The sequence below is a fragment of the Bacillus sp. FSL K6-3176 genome (assembly GCF_038003325.1).
GTDB lineage: Bacteria > Bacillota > Bacilli > Bacillales > Bacillaceae > Bacillus > Bacillus altitudinis.
Genome location: NZ_JBBOOX010000001.1, coordinates 918,713 through 934,488, shown reverse-complemented (window position 1 = coordinate 934,488; position 15,776 = coordinate 918,713). Strand labels below are relative to the sequence as shown.

The following is a 15,776-nucleotide window of genomic DNA, read 5'->3' as shown; positions in this document are numbered from 1 at the left end:
TGATAACTTGTCTTCACTTTTGCTTATTTAAAAGCCTTTAGACTCATAGAGAGCTATGATAAAGGACTGATTGAGCTGCGCAAACGATATACAAAAAAAGAGACTGCCTAGTAAGCAGTCTCTTAAGATCCATTATTAGTTTACAAATGTCTTTGCGCCAAGGTAAATTGGCTTCCAATAGCTTGAAGTCATATCGCTGATCGTCACACCATCAGAAGCAGCGTGGATAAACTTGTTGTTCCCAAGGTAGACACCCATGTGAGATGGGCCAGATTTATAGGTTGTAAAGAAGACAAAATCTCCAACTTTAGGTGTTGAGACGCTTTTCATTGATCCCCAAAAACCTTCAGTTGTTTGTCTTGAAATCTTTGTTTGTTTGTTAATGATATACCACATAAAACCGCTGCAATCAAAGCCTTTCGGTGTCGTTCCACCCCATTTATATGGTGTACCGTTTTGTGCTTTCGCATCTGCTACGAGTTTAGACGTGTTTAAAGAAGAAGTAGCAACTGTTTTTTCTTTGACAGGTGTTGGTTTCACTTTGGACGTCTTTTTCACTTTCAGCTTTTGTCCAATTTTAATCAGGTCTGTTTTGAGTTTATTTAACGATTTCAGCTCTTTCACTGTCATTCCATATTTTTTGCCGATTTTAGATAAAGTATCACCTTTGACAACTTTATGAGTGGCTGTCGCTGAAGACGCTTTTACTTTTGTTGTTGTTTTTGATGTTTTCGTTACCTTTTTTGAAGAAGTACCATTCACTTTTAAAGTTTGTCCAACATAAATCGTGTTAGATTTCAACTTATTGTCTGATTTAATCTTACTCACGGTTGTTTTGTATTTTTTCGCTAGAACAGAAAGAGAGTCACCTTTTTGAACCTTTACTGATTGTGCTGAGGCAGCTCCGGCAAATAATGTCGTCCCAAGTAGAACTGCACTTGCAGCTGTGATCAATTGTTTTTTCATTTGTTCCTCCTGTATGTATCTATCGTGATCCGAATTTTTATCTACTTTCTATTATAAGGATCGAATACCAGAAGAAATAGTCTTGACTTCCTACGACATTATGCTTATTAATTCGGCAAAAAATATTTTTTTTTAGGGTTCTTTTTATTTCATTTTTATTACACAATCATGACAAAACAAATGCATCTTGTCATAGATAAATCATACATTCATTTCTCTTTTTGGTTCATTCTATGTAAAGTGGACCTTTACAATTTTAAAGTGAACTTTACGGTGCTGTCATTTGGAATCCACACTTCTGTTCTACCATTGTAAACGTGAGAGCGATACATAAACAATGAGGAGGCAAAATGAATGAGTGTGTTGAAAAGCTCGAAAACGAAAATAGCTGCAATCGCAGCCGCATCAGTGTTATCAATTGGTATTTTTTCAGGAATTGAATTTGGACAGGCTGACAAAGCTGAGGCTAAAAAGAAACCAAAAAATGACGTACAAAATGTGATCGTGCTCATTGGAGATGGCATGGGAACACCTTACCTTTCAACTTACCGCTCATTTAAACACAACGGTGATCTTTCCAAGCAAACAGCGTTTGACCCTTACCTCACTGGCATGCATAAAACATACCCTGATGATTCTAAAAGTAACATTACTGATTCAGCAGCAGCTGGGACAGCCATGGCAACTGGTCAAAAGACATACAACAACGCCATTGGTGTAAACAAAAATGGCAAAAAACTAAAAACAGTATTAGAAGAAGCAAAACGCAAAGGAAAGTCTACTGGTCTCGTCGTCACATCTGAATTAACCAATGCGACACCTGCTGCGTATGCCGCCCACGATGTGTCTAGAAAAAACACAGCAGCCATTGCTGATGATTTCTTCGATGAGAAAATTGGCAAACAGCATACAGTCGATGTCATGCTTGGCGGAGGACTGATCGATTTTGTCCGCAAAGATCGTGATTTGACGAAAGAATTTCAAAAAGCAGGCTATCGTTACGTAACCAATAAAGCTGACTTACAAAAAAACAAACAGCAAAAATTGTTAGGCATTTTTGCTGACGGTGGTCTCGATAAAGCAATTGATCGTGATAAAATGACCCCTTCCTTGCAAGACATGACATCCTCAGCCATCAAACAGCTGTCTAAAAACAAAAAAGGATTTTTCCTCATGGTTGAAGGCAGTCAAATTGACTGGGCTGGACATGACCACGATATTGTCAGTGCGATGAGTGAGATGAAGGATTTTGAAAAAGCATTTGAAGAAGCCATTCGTTTCGCAAAAAAGGATAAAAACACATTAGTCATCACGACAGCAGATCATTCAACTGGCGGCCTTTCCTTCGGGGCAGACGGCTCGGGAAGCTGGGATTATCAGCCTGTCAAAGCAGCAAAAAAGACACCTGATTTCATTGCAAACAAAATTGTAGGGGGTATGACGGTCGAGACTGCGCTCAAACAATACATCGACCTTGATTTCACAAAAGAGGAAATCGCCTCTATTCAAAAGGCAGCTGAAACAAAAGATCCTGTTCAAATTGATGATGCCATCGAAAAGGTCATCAATACGAGGTCTCATACAGGCTGGACCACATCGGGTCATACAGGGGATGAAGTACCTTTTTATGCTTATGGACCAACAAGCGAACAGCTAAAAGGGCTTATGGAAAATACAGATCAAGCGAAACACATTTTCAAACTGCTGAAAAACCAATAAAGTGCTAATCACAAAAAAAGATGTCTAGTCGTAGACATCTTTTTTTTGATCATTAAGTGAGATACTTCCTATGAACCCCTTTTCCATCGTATGAAAACATCACTTCTTTTCCTTCAAGAACTGACTCGATGTGCACACTTCTTCCCCATAGCTGATACAAATATGGAAGCACCTTTTCTAAGTATTTGAGATCAAGCTCAATGCCTTCATACCAATGTTTAATATAGAGTTCGTTGTTTTTTAAATAGTCGCCATCAATGACTGTCAAATACGGAAAGCCGCCATTGACCCTCATGCTGACTAGCTGATCACGGACTGCCTTCCATTCTTTATCAATGACTTTATAGTCTCTCCCCTGCTTTTGAAACAAGTACAAATCTTCCCTCATCACAAGGTCTTTCGTTAAGTAATTTCGAATAAAAGAAATGTCTGATTCAATTTCTCGCACTTCAAACATTTTGCTGCGACCGGACCCTTCCGTCACTCCTGCTTTTTTTAATTCCTCGCATGGATGATCGTAGCGCTCTTCAATATCTTCAAAAATCTTCAGCCCTAAATAGTAAGGATTGATTCCTGTCTTAGATGGCTGCACGACACCTGCATTTAATTTTGCAAATTCAATCGATTCACTTGAATCTAAATCAAGTTCACGCATAATCCGCTGGTGCCAATACGATGCCCAGCCTTCATTCATGATTTTCGTTTCTAGCTGTGGCCAAAAATAGAGCATTTCCTCTCTCAGCATCGTCAGCACATCCCGCTGCCAAGGCTCTAGCTCCCGGGAGTGTGCCTCGATAAAGAGCAAAATATCTTTTTCTGGATTTGGGGGGAATTGCTTGATCGTTTTCTTTTTCTCACGTGTTTTCGGTTCATCCATTCCCCACAAATCATCATATGGCGTTTGACGTTTTGGTTTGTCCTCTTCATATTCATCTTCATCGTCGAGATTCCAGCTTAATTTTGAACGAACAAGCGACGGATCAATATGCTCCTGCAATGCCAATACAGCATCTAAAAAGGACTCGACTTCTTTTGTACCGTGGATATGTTCATATTCTTTAATTCGCTCTGCTGCCGCTGACATACTTTCCACCATATCTCGTTTTGTGTTTTGGAAACGGCAGTTGTTTTTAAAGAAATCGCAGTGTGCCAAGACATGAGCCACAATTAGTTTATTTTGAACAAGCGAATTGTTATCAAGGAGAAAGGCATAGCAAGGATTTGAATTAATCACCAGCTCATAAATTTTGCTTAATCCTAAATCATAATGAAGCTTCATTTTGTGAAATTGCTTTCCAAAGCTCCAGTGGCTAAATCGTGTTGGCATGCCATATGCACCGAATGTATAAATAATCTCCGCGGGACAGATTTCATACCTCATCGGATAAAAATCCAGACCAAATCCTTCTGCAATTTCTGTAATTTCATCAATGGCTCGTTGTAAAAGACGCTTTTCAGATACGCTCAAGGAAACCATCCCTCCTCATCGGACTTATCCCTACTATATGAGCGTACCTAAAAAAACATGATGTTCAGCCAGTTGTTTAGACGACTTCCATTTCTTTCATGGACTGCCCGCCGAACGCTTCAAAATGGATATTCTCTTCTGGGATGTCCATCGCTTTTAGAATAAGGATCATCTCTTGAGTAAATGCTGGAGAACCGCAAACATAAAATTGGCCTTTTCCTTCACCAATCACTGATTGAAGGAAAGGTCGGTCAATCCGCGTAGCCACCTTCTCAACCAGATCACTCTTTCCACTCTTTTCAAATTGTTCGTTACAAAGGATAATACGCCCCTCTGGAGATGAAGTGAGAACGTGTTCAAACTCTTGTTCGAAAGCGGTTACATCCTCTAGTCTGTCTGCATGAATCATCGTGAATGGCTGATTGTTATGCGACGCTGTTTTCACTAAACCAATCATTGGTGTGACACCAGAACCGGCACTAATCAAATAAACGGGTTCTTTTGTGTCATCTTGCAAGCAGAACATTCCCTGCGGCATACTCACGTGAAGAATATCGCCTTCTCTCATTTCATCATGCAGGAATGTGGAGACATGCCCATCTCGTTTCACGGTGATGCGATAGTAAGATGGGTGATATTGATCTGATAAACTGTATTGTCTGCTGCATACATAGGCTTCACCCGGCATATCTACCTGCACCGTAATGTATTGACCAGCTTCATACATTGGTAGCTCAGATTCATCCTCTGGTACGAAATAAAAGGAAATGAGTGATGGAGATTCTTGTTTCTTTTTCTTCAGAATAAACGGTTTGACATCTGCCCATCCACCCGTTTGTTTCACATTTTCAGCCATCATTTCTGCCTCAATGGTGATGAATATATTCGCAATGATGTCATATGCAGCCTTCCAAGCCAACAATGTGTCATCTTCCTCTGATAACCCAAATACCTCTTTCATTGCTTCAAGAAGGTGATATCCGACGATTGGGTACTGCTCTTTTTTCACCATGACACTGACATGCTTATGGGCAATTTGTTTCACAGTAGGTAACAAGTCTGCCAAGCGATCAATGTGCAGTGCAGCTTGATAGAGTGTTGCGGCAAGCGCCTCTGGCTGGCTTCCATTCATGAGATTTGTTTTATTAAACTGATTGAGTAGCTCTGGATGCTGTCTGATCATATTTTGATAAAAAACTGTCACAAGTTTTGTTCCCTCAGCTTTTAGAAGAGGGGCTGATTGTTTAATGGCATTCATTTGATCTGTGGATAACATCGTTATTCCTTCTTTCAAAAGATGTATTTTAAATACATCTTTATCGTAATGGAAGACAACGTATAAAAGCAATATTTATAATACATGTTTTAAATGTTGTCACATTTAATACATTCTCGAACAGTTTTTGTCTAAAATGTGTTACGATGATACAAAACTCTATTAGGTTTAGAGGTCGTCCAAATGAAACTTACGAATTATACAGATTTCTCATTAAGGGTACTCATTTATTTAGCTTCGAGAGAAAACAATGAACTGTCAAATATTCAGCAGATTGCCGATATTTATGGCATTTCGAAAAATCACCTGACAAAGGTCATTTACCATCTAGGAAAACGTGGTTATGTAGAAACGATCCGCGGAAGAAATGGTGGAATTAGGCTGGGGAAAAGCCCAGAAAGCATTAATATTGGTGAGGTTGTCCGATATACAGAGGATGATTTAGTCATGGTGGAATGCTTTGATCCGAAGAAAAACAGCTGTATTATCTCCCCGATTTGTTCATTAAAGCACGTACTTCATGAAGCACTCACTGCTTATTTAAACGTTCTTGACCAATACACATTAAGTGATTTAACACAAAACAAAGATGCTCTAAGAGAGCTTCTGCTCTAAGGCGAAAGAATTTATTTCTTTCGTCTTTTTCTTTACCTCCTTGTAATAATAATTTATTTAAAATTATTATAAATAAATATTGACTATCATGTTTGATTCAATATAATTAGGGTATATAGATTGCTAGAAACCATTTTTTGTTTACAGGAGGAGAAAAAGAATGACAAATTCTAATCATAAAAATTTGACAACGAATCAAGGCGTGCCAGTTGGCGATAATCAAAACTCAAGAACTGCTGGTCACAGAGGGCCTTCATTCCTTGATGATTACCATTTGATTGAAAAACTTGCACACTTTGACCGTGAACGTATTCCAGAGCGTGTTGTTCATGCAAGAGGCGCCGGCGCTTATGGTGTGTTTGAAGTAGAAAATAGCATGGAGAAACATACAAGAGCAGCCTTCTTAAGTGAAGAAGGAAAACAAACAGATGTTTTTGTCCGTTTCTCAACGGTTATTCACCCTAAAGGTTCACCTGAAACATTACGTGACCCTCGTGGTTTCGCTGTCAAATTTTATACAGAAGAAGGCAACTATGATCTAGTTGGGAACAACTTGCCGATCTTCTTCATTCGTGATGCACTCAAATTCCCTGACATGGTTCACTCTCTCAAGCCAGATCCTGTAACCAACATTCAAGATCCTGACCGTTATTGGGATTTTATGACGTTAACACCTGAATCCACTCACATGCTCACATGGCTCTTCTCTGACGAAGGTATTCCTGCGAACTACGCTGAAATGCGCGGTTCTGGTGTTCATACGTTTAGATGGGTAAACAAATACGGAGAAACAAAATATGTGAAATACCACTGGAGACCATCAGAAGGCATTCGCAATTTATCGATGGAAGAAGCTGCAGAAATCCAAGCAAACGACTTCCAGCATGCGACAAGAGACTTGTATGATCGTATTGAAAAAGGAAATTATCCAGCATGGGATCTTTACGTTCAGCTTATGCCGCTCAGTGATTATGATGAACTAGATTATGATCCATGTGATCCGACGAAGACGTGGAGCGAGGAAGATTATCCGCTGCAAAAAGTGGGCCGCATGACACTGAACCGCAATCCAGAAAATTTCTTTGCTGAAACAGAGCAATCTGCTTTCACGCCAAGTGCCCTAGTACCAGGAATTGAAGCATCTGAAGACAAACTGCTTCAAGGCCGACTGTTCTCTTATCCTGACACGCAGCGTCACCGCCTAGGTGCAAACTACATGCGCATCCCAGTGAACTGTCCTTATGCGCCTGTTCACAATAACCAACAAGATGGCTTTATGACAACAACTCGTCCAAGCGGTCATATTAACTATGAACCAAACCGTTATGACGATCAGCCAAAAGAAAACCCTCACTACAAAGAAAGTGAACCGGTTCTTCACGGTGACCGTATGGTGAGACAAAAAATCGAAAAACCAAACGATTTCAAACAAGCTGGAGAAAAATATCGAAGCTACTCTGAAGAAGAGAAACAAGCATTGATCAAAAACTTGACAGCTGACTTGAAAGACGTAAATGAAAAAACGAAATTACTTGCGATCTGTAACTTCTATCGTGCAGATGAAGATTACGGACAGCGTTTAGCGGATTCACTCGGTGTGGATATTCGCTCATATCTTCAAGGAAGCATGAAATAAATCTTCTTTTCAGCTGGAGCACCTCTTTTTAAAAGAGGTGCTTTTTTATAGCCGAAATACGTTAATACTAATCAAATGACCCGTCACTGGATGAAAATAAATTTCTGCATGTGCTGCAAATCGTGTGGATCCTTCCTTCACGGTCACGCGAAACACATCTTTTGTTTGATCTTCATTCACTTGTGTACGTCCAATGTAATGATAATCGTTTAAAGCGGCGCCTTCATATTCATCTTGCAAGGCAGTATACGCAAGTCTTTCCCAATTCTCTGCCGGCTGCACAGCTGCTTGTGAAGATGGATGAATCATCAGACTGCCAAATAAAATAATTCCTGCTGCAAAAAGCATCCATAATTTCGGGTGCATAATATCAATATTCTCACTTTCATGTCTATTTTGTTTAGGTTTTGCTGGTTGGTTCTTTTTCATACATCAAGCATTTATTCAGCCTATAATTCCCGGTACCCTGTTTATGCAGACACCAACTTTTCCCCTGAAAAAGTCGACCTGATCCGAGCAAACTAATGAGGACTTCTCAAGGGAAAGGAGAAGGTTTAATGAATGTGGCGGATTATGATAAAGCACTTTATTATACGCATCGCTCGCAATGGGATAATTTACTTATTCTTATGGTCCGTACGCAAGATGATTTGCTCTCAAAACGTATTGAGCATTTCTTACATGCGTATCAATTTAACCGGAACGATGCTGATGTTGAAAAATGTTTATATGGGCTCCTGCAGTATATCGACCATGCTTCAGAGGCTGCCGTTGCTGAAGCATATGCTGAACCGATGTACACATAAAGGAAAAGGTTGATTTTCGATGTTGACAAAGGGCTAAAATGAACTTTATTTTAGCTCTTTGTTTTCTTTTCAGCCTTTTACTAACCGCCTTTCATAAAGAAGAAAAGACTTCACGAGAGATACTCATGAAGTCTTTTGGAATGTCCACCATGACTGTTTACAACAGCTCTTTCGGCTGATTTTTTTGATAATCTACCGCATATAGAGCGGCCTGAGTTCGATCTGCCAGCTCTAACTTTGATAACACATGAGACACGTGAGTTTTCACAGTCTTTTCAGAAATAAAAAGCGATGAGGCAATTTCTTTGTTACTTTTCCCTTTCGCAATTTCAAATAAGACATCACGTTCTCTATTGGTCAGTTCGTTCATCAATGTCCATTTTTGCTCTTTAGGTTCTGTTAGGTGCTGGACAAGAAACGCTGTAATATGACCATCTAGCTGGTACGTACCATTTTGCACCTCAATCATTGTCGTGAGAAGCTTTTCAGGTGCTACATCCTTGAGCTGATAAGCCTTCGCTCCCGCTTGGATAGCAGGGATGACATAGTCCTTATCTGCATAGCTTGTCAGGATGACAATGCGGACTTCCGGCATGTCGAGTGTCATTTGCTTTGTTGCCTCAATCCCATTCATTACAGGCATAGAGAGATCCATCAAGACAATGTCAGGCTTTGTCTGCCTCACTACCTGTAGTGCCTCTTCTCCATTGGATGCTTCACCAACGATGTCTACATCTGGCTGGGTTTGCAAGAAAAAGACCAGCCCTTTTCTGACAATATGATGATCATCTGCAATGACTACTCTCATGACAATCCCTTCCTTTCTTGAGAAAATGGGACTTTCACATGAATCGTGGTTCCTTTCCCTAGCTCAGAGTTGATACATAATGTACCTCCCACCCTACGAATACGTTTAGCCATCCCTTTCAATCCAAGTGAAGGAAGACTCATTTGTTCATCATACTGAAATCCCTTTCCCTGATCGATGATTTTCATACCAAACGTATCTCCTGATTGCTCCAGTTTGACCTCTACTTTCTCAACACCCGCATGCTTTTGGCAATTATTTAGAGCTTCTTGGCATACGCGAAATAAGGTCTCGTGCTTTGAATGATCTATTTCCATACAGCCTGATAAAGACAATGAACAATTTAGACCTAAAAGCTGTGCATACTCTTCAATCGCTGTCGTAAATCCTTTTTCAAGTCCTTTTGGTCTTAACTGCCAGATGAGTGATCGCATTTCAATGAGGGCATCTTGTGATAAATGCTGAATAAAATCAATCATTTCACCTAATTTTTGATCACTTGTCATTTGACGCGCTGCCTTTGCAGTCAAACTCACGGAAAACAGCATTTGATTCACAGAATCGTGTAAATCCTGCGCAAGTCGGTTTCGTTCTTCTAAAAGTGCATGCTGCTGCTCATTTTGCACAAGCTTCATGCGCTGAATAGCCGTACCAATTTGCAGTGCAATACTTTCAAGCAGATTCAGCTCCTCCTGTGTAAATGTGACCTTCCCTTTTGCCGCCACATTTAATAAGCCAAACGTACGCTTACATGCTTGGAGAGGAACGGTTGCATGATGGGTAATTCCTTCTGTATCTCCAAGCTTTTGCTCAATCGCCGTTTCAATCCGTTTACAATTGATGATATTGGTCGCTGATTGCAGTGAGCCTTTTGTGTAACGGTTGATGCAATAGCAATCGTTTTGACACATCAATTGCTTTCGATCCTTTGCCAGTGCTTCAGGTAAGCATACTTCTGCCATTAGTTCATACGATCCGTCTTCTTCTATAAAATAAATCCATGCTGTTTGAAAACCTGTCACTTCCATAAGCATATGAAGCACTTCATGAAGCGTTTCCTTCATTTCCATCCCTTCATTTAGCTTTTCAGCAATTTCTTTTAACGTTTTTAATGTTTTGACTTTTTCTTGGTAATCTCCCATCGTGTGTACCCCCGGCTTTTACTGCCTCTCTGATCAATATGTTGATTATACCATGAGCATCTGTGCAGCTCTTTCTCAAAAAGGATGATTTTTTCTCATCCTTTTGACTGAGAAAAAGCCATCATGCATGACATGATGGCTTTTTGATATTTTATTTAGCTGTTTCTTCCACAATGTCATAGACGACTTTCATGACTTCTTCTGATAAGTGTTTCAGCTTTTCTTCGCTATCTGTTAACGATGTGCCTTTGACTGCAATATAAAATTTGACTTTAGGCTCCGTACCAGAAGGTCGTAAACAAAACCATGAGCCATCTTCAAGGAAATATTTCAGAACGTTTGATGCCGGCAGATGAATTGTTTCTTCTTTCTTTTCAGCCACAAGGTGCCTTTGACTTGATTGATAATCCTCAATGACCGTAATGCGCTGACCAGCGATAGAAGCTGGCGGGTTTGATCTAAAGGTATGAAGAATAGCAGAAATCTGCTCCGCTCCTACTTTCCCCTTTAAGGTTAATGACTTTAACCCTTCTCTGTAAAATCCAAATTCCTTAAAAATATCAACAAGCGCATCATATAATGACTTGCCTTGTTTCTTATAAAAGGCTGCGACTTCAACTGCTAATAACGCAGCTTGAACTGCATCTTTATCTCGTGCAAAATCACCGATCAAATAGCCGTAGCTTTCTTCATAGCCGAATTGAAACGTGTATTCTCCGCTTTCTTCAAACTGCTTGATTTTTTCTCCGATAAATTTAAAGCCAGTGAGCGTATCAATCGTGTCAGCTCCAAATGCTGAGGCAACAGCACGCCCAAGCTCGCTTGTCACAATCGTTTTCATCACAACGGGGCGAGGCGGCAGTTGACCTAGTTTTTGTTTTTCAGATAATAAATAATGAAGTAGTAAGGCGCCTGTTTGGTTGCCGGTCAAAACGGTAAATTCACCATCATGATTTTTCACAGCGATACCTAATCGATCTGCATCTGGATCTGTCGCAATCAACATATCAGCATTTTGCTTTTCGCCAAGCTTGATGGCGTATTCAAAAGCGGCATGCTCCTCTGGATTTGGAGACGTGACCGTCGAGAATTGCGGATCTGGTTTTTCCTGTTCAGGTACAACCGTCACATGCTCATAACCAAAGGCCTGAAGTCCGTTTCGGACAGGTTTATTCGCCGTCCCGTGAAGCGGGGTAAACACCACTTTGACATCGACTTCTTTTGCAAGCTCAGGGTGCACACGAATGGTTTTTAATTTTTCCATATACGCTTGATCGATTTCTTCACCAATCATGCGGATCAAACCATTTTGCTTCAATACTTCTTCTGATTCCACTGAAATGGCTAATTCATTTTCGATGGCATCTACTTCTTTAATGACTTGATCTGCTTCAAATGGGGGCATTTGGCCTCCATCTTCTCCATAAACTTTATAGCCATTATATTCTGGCGGATTGTGACTTGCTGTCACAACAATCCCTGCAAAGGCATTCAGTTCTCGAACTGCAAAAGAGAGTTCTGGTGTCGGACGCAGTTCGTCAAATACGTATGTTTGAATGCCATGTGAAGCAAGTGTTTTGGCCGCTTCCATCGCAAATTCAGGAGATTTATGGCGTGAATCATAGGCAATGGCGACACCTCTTTTTTTTGCATCCTCTCCATGTGCTGCAATATACGCAGCAAGACCAGCAGATGCTTTTCGAACAGTATAAACATTCATTCGGTTCGTTCCAGCACCAATTTCTCCGCGCATTCCTCCAGTACCAAACTCAAGGTTTTTGTAGAAGCAGTCTTCAAGCGCTTGATGATCATCTTGATGTGCCTCCAGCCATTCCCTTAGTTCAGTATCCAGGTGCTTCTCATTGATCCAACGCTCATAATTCGTATTCCAACTCATGGTCGTCCTCCCAGCTCTTATCATCAATAAAATAACATCTACTGTTATTTTATATGGAATTATCCTTCATGTCATGTTATATCATGAACATATGAAAAAACGATGAACAAAATAAAAAAAGCCGATACACGATCGGCTTTTTACTTATTCAGCATCAAGCGGTACGACTGCTTCATGGAATAGTCGGTCTAATTCAGTTTGATGTTTCTGTTTTGTCGCTTCATCCCAGCCAAAACGATCTGCCATATAGTCAACAACAGGCTGTGCATACGTTTTTGCCCAATTGATATTAAATAATAGGCTGCCTGTTCTTCTCAAGAAGAAATCGACAGGTGTTACAGCCAATTCTTCTTCGATCGCATAGACAAGTTCAGCCAACACATATGCGGGAATGTTTCGTTTGTCTGCTTCCCCTTGAAGCTGCTCTACACGCTTGAAGACATTGCTGACGTTTGAGCCATATTTCTCAGCTAATTTTTGTGCAATCGGTTCTGTCAAACCAACGGATGCTCCTTCTGCCGTTTTCGCTTGAACAAAGGATGCCATATTTTTCGAACCGCCTACATGCCCACCTGAAATAGGCATATGTTTCGTTTTACATGGTCCGAAATCTTTTCCAGTTTCCTCTTTCAGTCCATCACGTACAAGATTCACAATGTGTTCAGCCATTTTACGGTAACCTGTTAATTTACCGCCGGCAATCGTGATTAAGCCTGAAGATGATGTCCATACCTCATCTTTACGAGAAATTTCTGAAGGATCTTTCCCTTCTTCATGAATGAGTGGACGAAGACCAGCCCAGTTAGATTCAACGTCTTTCTCTGTAATGTTAAGATCTGGGAACATATATTGAATGGCTTTGATCACGTAATCACGATCTGCTTTTGTCATACGCGGATGTTCCAGCTGTTTTTTGTAAACGGTATCTGTTGTTCCCACGTACGTTTTTCCTTCTCTTGGAATCGCAAAGACCATTCGTTTATCAGGTGTGTCAAAGTAGATTGCTTGTTTTAATGGGAAAACAGATTGATCAAATACTAAGTGAATTCCTTTTGTATGCTGTAAATGTTTCCCCTCTTTTGAGTGGTCCTTGTCTCTTAGCTGATCGACCCATGGACCTGTCGCATTGACGATTTTTTTCGCATATACATCGTATGTTTTCTGTGTTGTGACATCTTCAATGACAACACCGACAACTTTGCCTTTATCATAAATAAATTCTTTTACTTTCGCATAGTTGACCGCTTCTGCCCCGAATTTCACAGCCTCTTTCATGACTTCAATTGTCAGGCGTGCATCATCTGTACGGTATTCAACATAGTAGCCCCCGCCTTTTAAGCCATCCTTTTTCACAAGTGGTTCTTTTGCAAGTGTCTCTTTTGCACTTAGCATACTTCTGCGTTCACTATGCTTAACGCCAGCTAAAAAGTCATATACTCTAAGTCCGATTGAAGTTGAAAACTTACCGAATGTCCCGCCTTTATGCATCGGAAGAAGCATCCATTCTGGCGTTGTCACATGAGGACCGTTTTCGTATACGATGGCACGCTCTTTACCGACCTCTGCGACCATTTTCACTTCAAATTGTTTTAAATAACGAAGTCCACCGTGCACTAGTTTCGTTGAGCGGCTAGACGTACCCGCTGCGAAATCCTGCATTTCCGCAAGACCGACACGCATTCCGCGTGAAGCCGCATCAAGTGCTGTACCAGCGCCAGTAATACCCCCACCAATGATAAACACATCATATGGTTTTTTTGTCATGTCCTGAAGCATTTGTTCTCTTTCTAAGCTAGAAAAAGTCATCTCTTGTTCCTCCCATGTTGTACGGTAAAGAAAAAGAGACCGCAAACACCCAAAGCGTATTTCTACACTTCGGTGCTTGCGGTCTCTCCAGTTCTCCAACCGTTCTATTAACTTACTTGAAGTATACCATACTTTTTGTTTATTTGAAAGCTTGAGCTGCTTTTACAGCCTTTTTCCACCCGCTGTATAACGAGTCACGGCTGTCTTCTTCCATTTTAGGTTCAAAGCGCTTGTCAAGGTTCCATTGTTTTGCAATGTCTGAACGGTCGTTCCAGAAGCCAACTGCTATTCCCGCAAGATAGGCCGCACCGAGTGCCGTCGTTTCATTAATTTCTGGACGTTCTACTGGTACATCGAGCAAATCACTTTGGAAGCCCATTAAGAAATCATTCTTTACAGCCCCGCCATCGACGCGCAATGTTTTAAGTGAGATGTTTGAATCTTTTTCCATCGCATCTAAAACATCTTTCGTTTGATAAGCAAGTGATTCTAACGTTGCACGAACAAAGTGCTCTTTAGAAGTACCGCGTGTTAAACCGAATACAGCGCCTCGGACATCACTATCCCAATATGGTGTGCCTAAACCAACGAATGCTGGTACGACATATACGCCGTCTGTTGACTCAACGCGCTCAGCATAAGCTTCACTGTCTTTTGAGTCTTTAAACATTCTAAGTCCATCACGCAGCCACTGGATCGCTGAGCCAGCAACGAAAATACTTCCTTCTAAAGCATATTCAACTTTGCCGTCAATGCCCCATGCAATCGTCGTTAACAATCCATGATCCGACTTAATTGCTTTTTCCCCTGTATTCATCAACATGAAACATCCTGTACCATATGTGTTCTTCGCCATTCCTTCTTCAAAGCAAGCCTGACCGAATAACGCAGACTGCTGATCTCCTGCCGCTCCTGCAATTGGAATATTTTTACCGAAGAAGTGATAGTCTGTTGTTTCACCATAAATGTGTGATGATGGTTTGACGTCTGGCAGCATGGAAGCTGGAACACCTAAGATATCAAGTAGTTCTTCATCCCATTTCAGATCGTAAATATTGAACATTAACGTTCTTGATGCATTTGAATAATCTGTTACGTGTGATTGACCGCCAGTCATTTTCCAAATGAGCCATGTATCAATTGTGCCAAACAGCAAGTCACCATTTTCTGCTTTCTCACGAGCACCTTCTACATTGTCTAAAATCCATTTCACTTTAGTGCCTGAGAAATAAGCATCAATGAGTAGACCCGTTTTATTTCTAAACGTTTCATCGTGCCCTTGCGCTTTTAGCTCATCACATATACCAGATGTTTGTCGTGACTGCCAAACAATTGCATTGTAAACAGGTGCGCCTGTATGTTTATCCCAAACAACAGCTGTCTCACGCTGGTTCGTAATTCCGATACCGGCGATTTGATCTGCTTCAATTCCTGATTCGATTAAAGCAGTTGAAATAACTGATAGAACAGAGCTCCAAATTTCATTTGCATTGTGTTCTACCCAGCCTGGGTTCGGAAAATATTGATTGAATTCCTTCTGAGCTGTATGTGCAATTTTACCTTCTTGATCAAATAAGATCGCTCTTGAGCTTGTTGTCCCTTGATCTAATGCGAGAATATATTTTTCTTTTGCCATG

At 40.7% G+C, this 15,776-nt stretch carries 13 protein-coding genes; 4 read left to right on the top strand and 9 right to left on the bottom strand.

The window, feature by feature from the left end:
* Positions 1-135: 135 nt before the first annotated feature.
* Positions 136-966: a C40 family peptidase gene (locus MHB38_RS04750; protein WP_008348987.1), complete on the bottom strand. Its 831-nt coding sequence runs from the start codon at positions 964-966 to the stop codon at positions 136-138.
* Between the two features lie 354 nt (positions 967-1,320).
* Here MHB38_RS04750 and MHB38_RS04745 point away from each other — a divergent pair, with 354 nt between their 5' ends.
* Complete coding sequence (locus MHB38_RS04745) at positions 1,321-2,685, top strand: alkaline phosphatase (RefSeq protein WP_017366922.1); 1,365 nt, start codon at positions 1,321-1,323, stop codon at positions 2,683-2,685.
* A gap of 52 nt (positions 2,686-2,737) precedes the next feature.
* Here the strand turns inward: MHB38_RS04745 and MHB38_RS04740 are convergent, their stop codons facing one another.
* Positions 2,738-4,162: a SpoVR family protein gene (locus MHB38_RS04740; protein ID WP_374998525.1), complete on the bottom strand. Its 1,425-nt coding sequence runs from the start codon at positions 4,160-4,162 to the stop codon at positions 2,738-2,740.
* A gap of 67 nt (positions 4,163-4,229) precedes the next feature.
* Positions 4,230-5,429: a globin domain-containing protein gene (locus MHB38_RS04735; protein ID WP_035392561.1), complete on the bottom strand. Its 1,200-nt coding sequence runs from the start codon at positions 5,427-5,429 to the stop codon at positions 4,230-4,232.
* A gap of 183 nt (positions 5,430-5,612) precedes the next feature.
* On the opposite strand from MHB38_RS04735, the gene MHB38_RS04730 reads away from it, so the two are divergent.
* Positions 5,613-6,044 carry an Rrf2 family transcriptional regulator gene (locus tag MHB38_RS04730; protein WP_035392563.1) on the top strand — a complete coding sequence of 144 codons (432 nt, stop codon included), beginning with the start codon at positions 5,613-5,615 and terminating at the stop codon, positions 6,042-6,044.
* Positions 6,045-6,204: 160 nt separating this feature from the next.
* Complete coding sequence (locus MHB38_RS04725; protein WP_035703421.1) at positions 6,205-7,680, top strand: catalase; 1,476 nt, start codon at positions 6,205-6,207, stop codon at positions 7,678-7,680.
* Between the two features lie 45 nt (positions 7,681-7,725).
* Here the strand turns inward: MHB38_RS04725 and MHB38_RS04720 are convergent, their stop codons facing one another.
* Entirely contained in the window at positions 7,726-8,046 is a 321-nt protein-coding gene (locus MHB38_RS04720) for a YqzG/YhdC family protein (protein ID WP_375803965.1), read from the bottom strand.
* Between the two features lie 191 nt (positions 8,047-8,237).
* Between MHB38_RS04720 and MHB38_RS04715 the strand changes: the two genes are divergently transcribed.
* Positions 8,238-8,486 (top strand): YhdB family protein, encoded by a 249-nt coding sequence (locus MHB38_RS04715; RefSeq protein ID WP_008349000.1) that lies wholly within the window; start codon positions 8,238-8,240, stop codon positions 8,484-8,486.
* Between the two features lie 157 nt (positions 8,487-8,643).
* On the opposite strand, the gene MHB38_RS04710 is transcribed toward MHB38_RS04715, so the two are convergent.
* From MHB38_RS04710 to glpK, 5 genes are all read right to left on the bottom strand, one after another.
* Complete coding sequence (locus MHB38_RS04710; RefSeq protein ID WP_048001774.1) at positions 8,644-9,294, bottom strand: response regulator; 651 nt, start codon at positions 9,292-9,294, stop codon at positions 8,644-8,646.
* Positions 9,291-10,436, bottom strand: a complete 1,146-nt coding sequence (locus MHB38_RS04705; RefSeq protein WP_048001775.1) for a GAF domain-containing sensor histidine kinase — start codon at positions 10,434-10,436, stop codon at positions 9,291-9,293. The genes MHB38_RS04710 and MHB38_RS04705 overlap by 4 nt, the downstream gene beginning before the upstream one ends.
* A gap of 151 nt (positions 10,437-10,587) precedes the next feature.
* Positions 10,588-12,333, bottom strand: a complete 1,746-nt coding sequence (locus MHB38_RS04700) for a phospho-sugar mutase (RefSeq protein ID WP_041091804.1) — start codon at positions 12,331-12,333, stop codon at positions 10,588-10,590.
* 144 nt (positions 12,334-12,477) lie between these two features.
* Positions 12,478-14,139, bottom strand: coding sequence for a glycerol-3-phosphate dehydrogenase (gene glpD, locus MHB38_RS04695; RefSeq protein ID WP_017360355.1), 1,662 nt, complete (start codon positions 14,137-14,139; stop codon positions 12,478-12,480).
* Between the two features lie 139 nt (positions 14,140-14,278).
* Complete coding sequence (glpK, locus tag MHB38_RS04690) at positions 14,279-15,775, bottom strand: glycerol kinase GlpK (RefSeq protein ID WP_007497075.1); 1,497 nt, start codon at positions 15,773-15,775, stop codon at positions 14,279-14,281.
* Position 15,776 lies beyond the last annotated feature (1 nt).

Excerpts from the sequence above, each read along its gene's own strand:
- MHB38_RS04725 (WP_035703421.1), top strand. The coding sequence starts at position 6,205 with ATGACAAATTCTAATCATAAAAATTTGACAACGAATCAAGGCGTGCCA.
- MHB38_RS04730 (WP_035392563.1), top strand. The coding sequence starts at position 5,613 with ATGAAACTTACGAATTATACAGATTTCTCATTAAGGGTACTCATTTAT.
- MHB38_RS04705 (WP_048001775.1), bottom strand. The coding sequence starts at position 10,436 with ATGGGAGATTACCAAGAAAAAGTCAAAACATTAAAAACGTTAAAAGAA.
- MHB38_RS04700 (WP_041091804.1), bottom strand. The coding sequence starts at position 12,333 with ATGAGTTGGAATACGAATTATGAGCGTTGGATCAATGAGAAGCACCTG.
- MHB38_RS04735 (WP_035392561.1), bottom strand. The coding sequence starts at position 5,429 with ATGTTATCCACAGATCAAATGAATGCCATTAAACAATCAGCCCCTCTT.
- MHB38_RS04740 (WP_374998525.1), bottom strand. The coding sequence starts at position 4,162 with ATGGTTTCCTTGAGCGTATCTGAAAAGCGTCTTTTACAACGAGCCATT.
- glpD (WP_017360355.1), bottom strand. The coding sequence starts at position 14,139 with ATGACTTTTTCTAGCTTAGAAAGAGAACAAATGCTTCAGGACATGACA.
- MHB38_RS04750 (WP_008348987.1), bottom strand. The coding sequence starts at position 966 with ATGAAAAAACAATTGATCACAGCTGCAAGTGCAGTTCTACTTGGGACG.
- glpK (WP_007497075.1), bottom strand. The coding sequence starts at position 15,775 with ATGGCAAAAGAAAAATATATTCTCGCATTAGATCAAGGGACAACAAGC.
- MHB38_RS04715 (WP_008349000.1), top strand. The coding sequence starts at position 8,238 with ATGAATGTGGCGGATTATGATAAAGCACTTTATTATACGCATCGCTCG.
- MHB38_RS04720 (WP_375803965.1), bottom strand. The coding sequence starts at position 8,046 with ATGCACCCGAAATTATGGATGCTTTTTGCAGCAGGAATTATTTTATTT.
- MHB38_RS04710 (WP_048001774.1), bottom strand. The coding sequence starts at position 9,294 with ATGAGAGTAGTCATTGCAGATGATCATCATATTGTCAGAAAAGGGCTG.
- MHB38_RS04745 (WP_017366922.1), top strand. The coding sequence starts at position 1,321 with ATGAGTGTGTTGAAAAGCTCGAAAACGAAAATAGCTGCAATCGCAGCC.